The organism is Pedobacter sp. R20-19, from assembly GCF_000708265.2.
In the GTDB taxonomy this organism is placed as follows: Bacteria; Bacteroidota; Bacteroidia; order Sphingobacteriales; family Sphingobacteriaceae; genus Pedobacter.
In genome coordinates, this window is record NZ_JCKI01000003.1 from 469,188 (window position 1) to 480,831 (window position 11,644).

8 protein-coding genes are annotated in these 11,644 nt (G+C 37.5%); 2 read left to right on the forward strand and 6 right to left on the reverse strand.

Translation table 11 applies throughout. The features are described from left to right. The first annotated feature begins 1 nt into the window (after position 1). Positions 2–1,504 carry a peptide MFS transporter gene (locus AN34_RS09640; RefSeq protein WP_051666403.1) on the forward strand — a complete coding sequence of 501 codons (1,503 nt, stop codon included), beginning with the start codon at positions 2–4 and terminating at the stop codon, positions 1,502–1,504. Between the two features lie 134 nt (positions 1,505–1,638). Then, positions 1,639–2,373, forward strand: coding sequence for a polyprenol monophosphomannose synthase (locus AN34_RS09645; protein WP_036676946.1), 735 nt, complete (start codon positions 1,639–1,641; stop codon positions 2,371–2,373). A 66-nt stretch (positions 2,374–2,439) separates the two neighbouring features. Here AN34_RS09645 and AN34_RS09650 read toward each other — a convergent pair whose 3' ends face one another. The 6 genes from AN34_RS09650 to AN34_RS09680 form a co-directional block, all read right to left on the reverse strand. Continuing rightward, positions 2,440–2,955, reverse strand: a complete 516-nt coding sequence (locus tag AN34_RS09650; protein ID WP_029284729.1) for a YdeI/OmpD-associated family protein — start codon at positions 2,953–2,955, stop codon at positions 2,440–2,442. 441 nt (positions 2,956–3,396) lie between these two features. Beyond that, a complete protein-coding gene (locus tag AN34_RS09660; protein ID WP_029284733.1) occupies positions 3,397–3,603 on the reverse strand; it encodes a DUF2683 family protein in 207 nt (68 codons plus the stop codon). Positions 3,604–3,757: 154 nt separating this feature from the next. Continuing rightward, complete coding sequence (gene dnaE / locus AN34_RS09665; RefSeq protein WP_029284735.1) at positions 3,758–6,769, reverse strand: DNA polymerase III subunit alpha; 3,012 nt, start codon at positions 6,767–6,769, stop codon at positions 3,758–3,760. Between the two features lie 293 nt (positions 6,770–7,062). Continuing rightward, positions 7,063–8,379: a DNA polymerase IV gene (gene dinB, locus AN34_RS09670; RefSeq protein WP_029284736.1), complete on the reverse strand. Its 1,317-nt coding sequence runs from the start codon at positions 8,377–8,379 to the stop codon at positions 7,063–7,065. Between the two features lie 283 nt (positions 8,380–8,662). Beyond that, positions 8,663–10,624 carry an OmpA family protein gene (locus AN34_RS09675; protein ID WP_029284738.1) on the reverse strand — a complete coding sequence of 654 codons (1,962 nt, stop codon included), beginning with the start codon at positions 10,622–10,624 and terminating at the stop codon, positions 8,663–8,665. A 37-nt stretch (positions 10,625–10,661) separates the two neighbouring features. Then, on the reverse strand, positions 10,662–11,636 hold the full coding sequence (locus AN34_RS09680) for a type IX secretion system membrane protein PorP/SprF (protein ID WP_231625522.1): 975 nt from the start codon (positions 11,634–11,636) through the stop codon (positions 10,662–10,664). Positions 11,637–11,644 lie beyond the last annotated feature (8 nt).

Consider the following 11,644-nt stretch of genomic DNA (forward strand, 5'->3'; position numbering starts at 1 on the left):
AATGCAGATTATTACTGAAAAGACACCTTCTATTGAAACTTTAGAAGCGATTCAAAATTTTGAAGGTAAATACCCTAAACAACTCTGGTATTTATCGCTGGTAGAAATGTGGGAACGTTTTTGTTTCTACGGCATGCGTGGGGTGCTTGCCTTTTTTATGGTTGATCAATTGGGACTGAGTGATCAGAAATCAAACCTTCAATATGGTGCCATCCAGGCTTTTGTTTATGCCTTTACTTTTATAGGGGGTATTTTTGCTGATAAAGTGTTAGGCTTTAGAAAATCTCTTTTCTGGGGTGGTTCACTGATGATTGTAGGAAACCTGATCCTTGCCTTTTCACCACATGATTTATTTTATGTCGGCATTACGCTATCCATTATTGGTACAGGCTTTTTTAAACCTAACATATCATCAATGGTAGGCGAACTTTATCACGAAAAAGATAATCGTAGAGACGCAGGTTACGGACTCTTTTATGCAGGTATAAACGTGGGTGGTTTGTTGGGTGGCGCCATGTGTATTTACCTTGGAAAGTATGTTTCCTGGCATCTATGTTTCCTTTCTGCAGCCCTGGTGATGGCATTTGGCTTAGGTACTTTTATCTTCACTAAAAAATACCTCGGCCCTATTGGTAATTCGCCACTGTTACATTTACAAAAAACTAAAAGAACCATTTATGAAATGGTAGTATATGCAGGTTCACTGTTGTGTATTCCGCTGATCTTTATCATGGTAAGGAATACGGCCTATACTGATTATTTTATGTACACGCTCGGTATAGTTGCATTGATCTACTTTTTTTATGAAATGTTCAGTATCAAGGAAATTAAAGCACGTTATAAATTACTTGCTGCTTTTATCTTCATTCTTTGCTACTTTATTTTTATGGCCATTTCAGAACAAAGCGGAGGTTCGCTTTCTTTATTTGCCAAAGATAATTTAGACCATAATTTGTTATTCTTTTCTATCGATCCGAATGTAGTAAACAATAGTGTAAACTCATTTTTCGTAATCGTGTTTAGTCCATTAGTAGGTTTATTATGGATTGGCATGTACAAACGTAAAATTGAACCCAATACCGTGGTAAAATTTGGATTGGGCTTTGTTTTATTAGCGTTGAGTTTCTACGTTTTTTATGCAACTAGATTTTTTGCTAACGTGCAAGGCATTAGTTCTCTAAATATTTTCACCTTAGGTTATTTGCTGCTTACGCTCGGCGAATTATGTATCGGTCCAATCGGAATGTCTATCATTACTAAACTATCACCTAAAAGGATGTTTGGAATGATGATGGGCATGTGGTTCCTTTTTAGTGCCTTCGGACAGCTTGCTGCCGGTAAATTAGGTGCAGAAATGTCTAGTATTGAAAATGCATCTTTGATGACCAAACTTACTTCATACACTGAAGGTTATAAATCACTTGCGCTTTACTCATTAATTGCCGGAGTATTTCTGATTGTATTTTCTCAGTTGATTAAAAAACTGATGCAAGAGGTTAGATAAAACATTTCAATAGATTTTAAACCGTATCAGCACTGTTGATACGGTTTTTTGATTTATAATATTTACTTTCGCCCTCTAAAGTTAAAATTAGATTTTTTTAACTTAAAATGCAATCATATAAACCCAGAACAAAAGTGTCAGACAGTTTAGTAATCATTCCTACCTACAATGAAAAGGAGAATATTGAAAGGATTATCCGGAAGGTATTTTCATTAAATCAACCTTTTCATGTTTTGATTATTGATGATGGTTCTCCTGACGGAACTGCAGATATTGTAAAATCGCTTCAGGCTGAATATGACGGACATTTATTTATAGTAGAACGTGCTGGCAAACAAGGCTTGGGCACTGCATATATTTACGGTTTTAACTGGGCACTACAAAAAGACTATCAGTTTATTTTTGAAATGGATGCCGATTTTTCTCATAATCCAGATGACTTGGCTCGTTTGCGTGATGCCTGTGTTAATGGTGCAGATGTTGCCATCGGATCGAGGTATGTGAAAGGTGTAAATGTAGTAAACTGGCCCATGGGCAGGGTTTTAATGTCGTACTTTGCCTCGATGTATGTTCGTTTTATCACCAGGATCAACATTCAGGATGCTACTGCTGGTTTTAAATGTTACCGCAGATTGGTATTGGAAACCATCCCCTTAGATAAAATTCGATTTGTGGGTTATGCCTTTCAAATTGAAATGAAATTTACAGCTATTAAATTTGGATTTAACGTGGTAGAGGTACCAATTATCTTCACCGATAGAACGGAAGGCACATCAAAAATGAGTACACGTATTTTCCGTGAGGCCTTTTTGGGCGTAATACAGATGAAAGTAAGCAGCTGGTTTAGGGATTATAAGAGGAAAGGTTAGTAGTTAAAGAAGAGGTTAGTGTGGGTTAGTATTGGTTAGGGGGTTAGGGGTTAGCTGATTTAGGACTCACAACTCCAAACTCCGTTTACTTTCCCGAATCATTGTACCATAATCCTGTTGCTTTTCCATTGCATTAACTGTCATGATTAATCTTTTCGTACGTGTGGTTTCCGTTTTGGCATCATTAATCCATCTAATAAAATAGTTTTGATGTGATTTAGGTTGCTGAAGGAAACAAGTGAGCAGCCTTTCATCTTCAGCCAGGCATACTTCCAGATCTGCCGGCATTTCAATTTTAAAATCTTTATCTTCTTCAAGCCATAATTCCACTTTGGCACCAGCTTCCTTTCTTATTTTTTTACGGATTATGGCGTTAATAGCAATAATAAAATCGCCCTCCCCCATTGGTATGGTCGCTACTCCGGCAATATCAAAATCATCGATTTTCCCTTTCACCCTGAAAGATACTTTATAATCAGGCTTAATTTCATTTGCTATGGCAGCAGGAATAAAGACGTAACTCCAGCCTGTTTTTTCGCCCATCTGTTCAAAACGTTCTATTTCTGCTTTGATGTGAATCATTTGTTATTTGATATAAAGTAGCTAAAACAATATTTAACTCATTTAAAGATAGAAATCTGTACAGGCTTTGAAATTTTATAGAAGTTGACCTATTTATATTATTTACTTATCAAATCGACTTTCTATACTACATTACAACAAGAACTTTTAACGATAAAACATTGGCTCTTGCCGGTTATCCCAGAAGAAAAGTATTTCTATCCTATCTGACTTAACTTCATAAAACACAGAGGATATTTTTTTTAATTAATCCCTGCCTTACATTCGGATCAAGTGCTGTCTGCTTATAAAAGAAAGGTGATTCGCTGATTAACTCAAGTGTTTTTATAGTATTTTTTTTGAAATCATTAAGTGCTTTCTCCCCTAATTGGTCTTGCACCTGATCACAAATCGACTCAAAAGTTAAGTAGGCCGTTTCTGATATGATGACAGGCAATCCAATCAAATAATTGAGATTTTCTCTTTGAATTCTGCTAATGAAAAACTTTTCCCTTTTTTAATATCTTCCTGTCCTTTTTTTATTCCAAATATAACATGTGCAGGCAGAGCATCATCTTTCCTGATTTCATAAGGAACTTCCAAAGCCTCAAGAAAGGCCTTTAAAGCTTTCTCTTGTATTTTATCAGGATGTACAAGGTAAGTTTCCATTTTGATATGATTTTTATAACTAATGTACAAATTTAAAAATTATCAGGCAAAACCTATAAATCTTTATCGCCTTATAAAGAAGTAGCTATTTTTGCTATTCGGCTCAAAAAATAGCCAATTCATGAGCCGATTAACCATCCTATTCGGCTCATGATTAATCAGCAGCTACCGGATTCATCATAATATCCAGCTTGGCAAACTTTAAAACTTCCACGCTTGGGAAGCCAAAATCTTCTACTATCTTACCTAAAATCAAATAACAACCTTTTCCTGCAAAGGGATACATGGGAGTTGTATTCGGGAAATGAGTAGTGTCAAAAAAATCACCCTTTACATCCAGAAAAGTACCAAACCACATTTTAGTATTTTTAATGGTATGCACCGTTTTTTCACAAACGTAATTCCCCACCATACGCACTGTTTTTCCCACATGTTTACTTAAATCTGCCGCCATTACCTCACCTCGATAACTTGTTTTCAAAAAATCGAACATATTAAAGTTTAGTGGATACCCCAATAATTCCAGTTCTACATAAGCATCTTCCAGTGCAGAGTTTTCTAATGTTGGCAGCACGTATTCTTTGCTTTCGAGATTAAATAACTCAGCCGAATCTATTCGCTTTTGTTTATGGCCCAGGTAATTATAGATCTCCCAAAGCAATGTTTTTTTGTCTTTCCCGGTAAACCTTAACGCACCCAGCCGGATTAACAAAATGGCTTGTTCTAAAGTGATCTGAGTCCGCTTTACAAATTGCTCCAGATCTTTAAAAGGGCCATTTCTCCGTCGCTCCTGCGGAATCCGTTCAATCATTTTATTTTCCAAACCTTGTACCGACATAAAACCAAGATAGGCTTCGTTACCATTGATGTTTACCACTTCATCACTATGGTTTACGCAGGGGAGATAAACCTTTGCGCCTGTTTTTTGTAACTCATGAACATAAACCCAACGACTATAAAAGCCACCATAGTTATTTAAAACGGCCACCATAAACTCTTTTGGATAATAAGTTTTAAGGTATAAACTCTGATAACTTTCTACAGCAAATGAGGCGGAGTGTGCTTTTGAAAAACTATAACCTGCAAAGGAAGAAATTTGTCGCCAAACCTCTGTAATCAGCTCTTCAGAATGCCCCTGAACCCTGGCAGATTGAAAAAACTTGTTAACCAGTTCTTCAAAGGCAAGCTTTGAACGATACTTTCCGCTCATGGCCTTTCTCAACACATCGGCATCAGCCAAATCCAGGCCAGCAAAATAATGGCAAACTTTAATTACATCTTCCTGGTAAACCATTACGCCATAGGTCTCCTTCAGCTGTTCTTCCATTTCCTTGCAGAGGTAAACTACCTTATCTGGAGCATGATAACGTTCAATAAAAGATTTCATCATGCCTGAACTGGCCACGCCGGGACGAATGATCGAACTGGCTGCCACCAATGTCAGGTAATCTTCGCACTTTAATTTTTTCAGCAATTGCCGCATGGCTGGCGATTCAATATAAAAACAGCCCACGGGTTGCCCTTCGCGAAGGATTGCATTTAATTGAGGGTCGTGTTTAAATGTCTTAAAATCGTGAATATCAATCTCCTTATTTTGATTTTTTTTAATGAGTTGAACGGCTTCACGGATATGCCCTATTCCCCGCTGACTTAACACATCAAACTTTTCATAACCAATAGCTTCTGCTTCATACATATCCCATTGAACGGTTACAAAACCCTTCGGCGGCAAATCAAGTGCGGTGTAATAAGTGATGGGTTCATCAGAAATTAAGATTCCTCCTGCATGAATAGAGCGCTGATTGGGCATACTTCTCATATGATGATGAACCGCCAGTAACTTCTGATAAGTTAAATTCTGCTGGTTTTCACGTTCTTTTGTAGGATCAGTAAAGGTATCAATCTCTTCTTTTGGTAAACCTAAAACCTTTCCAATTTCCCTAATAATTGCACGGTCTTTAAAAGTGCTCATCGTTCCTAAAAAGGCAACATGCCACTTAGGGTACTTATTAAAAATATAACGCTGAATGGTCTCCCGCTCATCCCATGCAAAATCGATATCAAAATCTGGCGGACTTGTACGTTTTTCATGCAAAAAACGCTCAAAATATAAATCAAGATCGATGGGATCTACATCCGTAATCCGCAGGCAATACGCTACAATGCTATTGGCACCAGAACCTCTGCCCACGTGGTAAAATTTACACCGCCCCATGGCATAGCGAACAATATCAAAAGTAATTAAAAAATACGCACAATAGTTTTTAAACTCAATGATACTTAACTCCTTCTCCATCCTTTCTCTGGCAACGGGATGATTATTTCCATAACGGTAAACCAAACCCTTATAAGCAATTCGCCTGAGTAAGGTACGATCGAACATTTCACCTTCTTTCGTATAGGCGTATCTGTTTTTGGATTTTACCTGAGGCTCAAAATAAATACTCAAATCACAGGCATCTATTAACTTTTGGGTATTATCAATAATAAAAGGAAAGGCTTCAAATTTTGATTGGAGTGCTTCCTCTGGAATCAAAACTTCATCGGGATCACATTTTGAATTATCATCCACCATGCTCAATAAGGTATTCAGTTCAATTGCCCTTAAATACTCGTGCAAACGATGTTCTACTTTACTACCTACCGTAACGGGATGCCAAACCACCAGTTTTTCTTTTTGATGCAATAAATCATGTTTGTATAACCCGTTTAACTGACTGCTCTTAATCCCAATAAACTCATTTGCCTTTAAAACCCTATTGAAACTTTTGGTAAACGGATAAATAATGAAGGCATTTTCAAAAGCAGGTGCATCATTTGGTAGGACCTGATCTTCAACATTATGAGTACTTAAAAACTCGTTAAGCTCCCGCATTCCTTCTTTATTTTTTGCAATACCGATATATAACAGCTGACCGTCTTTTCGAAACTCAATCCCAGCAATTGGTTTTAAATGGTATGGAATATTTCCGGCTTGTACTTCATCGGGCTCTTTGGCAATGCCTTGCTTGTAACATTCACGGATAAATTCGATTGCTCCGGTAGAATTGTTAATATCAGTTAGCACCATTTGATGGATGCCCAAAGCACGGGCCTTCGAAACAATGGCTGGGATATTCATTGTTCCATATTTCAGGCTATAGGAAGAATGTACATTTAGAAACATTTTAGTTTTCTGTTAATAGTTGTCAACTTTATCGTTTAAAACTGGCGAAGTTCTGCCATGCTTACAGCCTTTGAAACTTTGCAAGTTAGCCACCCGACTTACGAAGTTTTGATGGCATGGAGTACAGGGTTAACTTCGTCAGTCTATCCATCTAATTATTCTTGTTTATAATTCGTATTGTTAATCCTAGTGAGCAAATAATAAATTCAGATCTAAAATTATATCAAGCCTTTAATATTTAGTATCGGGCGAAGTTCTGCCATGCTTACAGCCTTTGAAACTTCGCAAATTTTTTATCCATCCAGCTTTGTAGCTGTACCTAAATCAGCATTGATAAAAGTTCTGATTCTTGACTTTTTCCGTTCTTCAACTTGTTCGGCTTCTCCTTCTGATTGCTTATCAAGCTTCTTTTTCCGTGGGTTATACTTAATAACCTTTCCATACTCATCCCGTTCAGGCCGCTTTACAATGCAGGCTTTAACTATTGATTCAATTCCATAATGATTTCTAACCTTATCCATTGCCTGATACAAATCGTACTCTTCTTCCGAAGTATGGTACAGTCCAATCTGTTCAAAACCACTTACGAGGTGTGAAAGCTTAACCCCGATTAAGCGCAGCAACATTCTTTTAGCATAGAGTTTTTTAAACAGATCATGCGCTTTATTAATCAAAAAGGAATCAAGTGCTGTATATGGAATCCGTGCTTGCTGGGTTACGGTTTCAAAATTAGAATAACGGATGGTAACGGTAATGCAGGCGGTTAATTTTTGCTGGCTCCTTAGTTCATAGGTTAAATTAGTTACCATTCCACTTAGTATGGCCTTCATTTTTGAAATATCCATACTATCGTTTTCAAAGGTGGTTTGTGTGCCAATAGATTTTCTTTCACGATAGGGAACAACAGGAGAAAGATCAATTCCGTTTGCTTTTTGCCAGATGCCTAAGCCATGCTGGCCTAAAATTTTGAACATCAGCTCTTGAGGAATTTCGGCTAAGGTCTGTACTTTACGCACGCCCATTTCACTCAGTTTTTTATGTGTGGCATCACCTATTCCAGGTATTTTATAAACCGCCAGCGGATTTAAGAATGGTTGAACCCCAGGAAAGGGAATCTCCATTTCACCATTAGGTTTACACTCATTGGTTACAATTTTCGAAACCGTTTTATTTACGGATAAACCAAACGAAATGGGTAAACCGGTTTCTCTGATAATGGTTTGCCGCAGTTCGGAAGCAAACTTCATACAGCCAAAAAACTTATCCATCCCGGTCATATCGATATAATGTTCATCAATACTGGCCTTTTCAAACAGTGGAACTCGTTCAGAAATAATTTCCGTAATCTCATGCGAGGCCTTTGAATAATCATCCATGTTCCCTTTCACAAAAATGGCCTGTGGACAAAGCTGTTTTGCCATCCTACCAGGCATTGCCGCGTGCACACCAAATTTCCTGGCTTCATAACTACAGGAAGTAACCACTCCCCGATCAGAATTTCCACCCACAACAACAGGCTTGCCTATAAGTTTAGGATTCTTCTTTAATTCTACCGACACAAAAAAAGCGTCCTGATCCATGTGAATAATTTTTTTATCCTTGTCCGTCATCTCTCATCAGTTTAAATTTTATAGCAACACATTAAACAAAAATACTAATATATTTAGTTTTTATATTTTAAAATTCAATTGAATTACCAACAAAATACTAACATTTTTAGCTTAAATTATTTAAGAATATCCTCGCCATTTAAATCATACCCAGTAGATTACCTAACAGATACCAATTAGTAAATAAGTTTTGATGGTTAATTTTTGACCAAAAAAAATGCGCTGATATTTCTACCAGCGCATTAAAAAATTATTTACTTACAGAAGGAACCTGATGTAGCCGTTATTGTTTAACAATTTTAAATTCGGTTCGTCTGTTACGTTGATGATCAGCCTCGCTACAAATTATCCCGTTGGCACATGAATTGATTAACCGTGTTTCTCCATAGCCTTTTGCTTCGATCCTGTTTTTATCTATACCCTTGGAAATAATATACTCCACGGCAGATTCAGCACGTTTTTGCGATAATTTTAAATTAAACGCATCATGCCCACGGCTATCGGTATGCGAGTCAATTTCGATCCAGATGGTTGGATTGTCTTTCATTACTTTAACAAGTGCATCCAGTTCAATGGCCGCATCAGCACGAATATTCCATTTATCAAAATCGTAATAAATATTTTCTAATCTGATCTCTTTGTTCAGTTCTATAGGCTCCAGATACAAGTCCTGAATAATTGTTTGTGCCTTTTCAGCATACATGTTGCCCAGTTTTACGGCATCAGTACGAAAGTTAGTGGCCTCTGCTGATACGGTATAGGCTGACTTAGCTGATAAACTAAATTTATATTCACCACGATCATCTGTTTCTACTTTTGAACCTCCACCGTCAATTTTTTCCAAGGTAACTAATGCACCTGCAACAGGTTGTTTGGTTTTTTGGTTATAAACCTTTCCTGTTAGTTCAATAGTGTGAACAGACTTCAGATCAAGCAGATAAATATCGTCATTACCCATTCCATTTGAACGGTTTGATGACAGATACGCTACACCATTCTTTTCATTTAAACTAAAGGCAAAATCATCTTGCGGCGAGTTAAAAGGATAGCCCAGATTTTCAACCTGCCAGATACCTGCACTGTTCTTTAACGTACGGAAAATATCCAGCCCTCCCATTCCTACATGGCCATCACTTGCAAAATACAAGCTATTCCTGGCAGCAAGAAAAGGGCTACGTTCATTACCTGCTGTATTAATTTGCTCCAGGTTAATTGGGCTACCCCATTTACCTGCATCATTTTTCAAGCAAACATAAATGTCCGTTCCCCCTTTTCCACCTGGTTTATTTGAAGAAAAATAGAGGCTTGTGCCATCGCCTGAAATAAAAGGATCACCAACGGAATATTCGTTTATAGAATTGTAGGCAAAAGCTTCCGGTGCACCCCAATGGCCACCTGCATCTTTTACACTGCTGTAGATAGACACGTTCACCGTACTTGGTTTATTATTTATCCGCTTCAAATACTCCGGAATCTTTGTCATCGTAAAGTACATCGTATTTCCATCAGCTGTAAAAGTGGTTGATCCAACATGATAACTAGCACCGGTTTGCAATGGAAATAATTTTAAGCTATCTGCAGAAGAAGCTTTCATATATAATTTTAGATAACCATTACCTGTCCAGCCATAGATTTTTTGATCAGGCATTCTGGTACCGTCAAACCTTAAAAATGGAGATTGTCCTGTATGCCCGGAACTAAACCTCGTTCGATCTGATGTAAATACAATGCCACCATTGTACTCAACTGATCCCCAGTCAGATTGCTGACTATTTAGCTCTTTCTGATCAATTATTTCAATTTGTTTAGGCCGCTTCATCCATTTCAAAGCCGAATCACAAGAGGCTAGCCAAACATTTGCCTGTTTTTCAGAAATATCTTTACCAGCCTCGATATAGGCTTTATATTGCACTTTGGCTTCCCTGTATTTCGAATTGCTTTGAAGTGCCTTCGCATAACCCAATAGATTTTCTGGATTGCTGGCAGGCATTTTCGTAGCAATGGCATACCAGCTTTCGGCCTGTTTATAATTGTTTATTAATTCATATGCATTGGCCAAGCGCTCTGCTGTATGCAAACTTTCTTTTTTTCTAAAAGCTTGTTCATATAAATCAATAGCCTTAGCATAGTTAAATAACTCAAACTGATGATCTGCGGTTTTTAATATATATTGGGCATTTACAGAACCCGATAAAGCCAGTACGCAACAGGCAGAGAAACATATTCTTTGTAGTTTTTTCTTCATTATAATAGCAGCATAATTCCTTTAATAATCGATTACATTAAAATACCCTCGGTGTGGCCAACCTGATGTTTGGCTTGATAAAGGAATAAGCAATTGATATTTCATGTGTGCCCCCGCTGTAGCCTTGTAAAGCACCGATGGAAAAATCATAACCATAACCAATCCTCAACCTTTCAGAAGGAAAGATTTGAACAGATGCAACTGCTGAATTTCTTTGGCTAAGGTCTTTTTGAAGATAACTTTTATCATAAATTTTTACGCCTGTACGATAAGAACCTCCTACCCATAAAACTTCTTTAATCATTAAAAATGCATTCAGGTCTAAACTGGTAGGCCCGCCACGGTCGTCTTTAAGCAAAAATGATGGCTTGATTTGAAAATCCTCAGAAAGCGGAAATAATGCTCCCGCCGTTAAATAATAATGTGGTTTAGGTTGTGGAATGAAAGCATAACGGTCAATATTGATATAAGTGGCAATTAGGTTATCTGCAGAGAAGCCTGCATAATAACGATCATTTGCAAAATACACTCCGGCTCTGGCGTCAGGAATAATTGTACTTTGTACACCAATCGGTTGAAAGGGTTCAGGATTGTTTGGATTAAGCATTGATCCATCAATACCCAATTGCACCATTCCTACACCTAAACCAAGTGCCATCCTTGAACTTCCATCATCATTCAACCGGATGCGATAAGCATAATTACCATAAATACCCAAATTGGTTTGTGCACCTAACTGATCACTTGAAACCTGAAGGGCAAGACCTACATTACCATTATTTGCAGTGGCATCGATAGCTAATGACATACTGCGGGGTGATCCGTTAATACCCGTCCATTGACTGCGATAAAAGCTATGTATATTCAATACCTCTTTGTATCCGGCATAAGCAGGATTGATATAAATCCCGTTAAACATGTATTGACTGTATTGTGCATCCTGCTGAGCAGCTGAACGTTGAGACAGCAATAAAACATAACAACCAATTAAAAATAATATTTTTTTCATCATCTTAATAT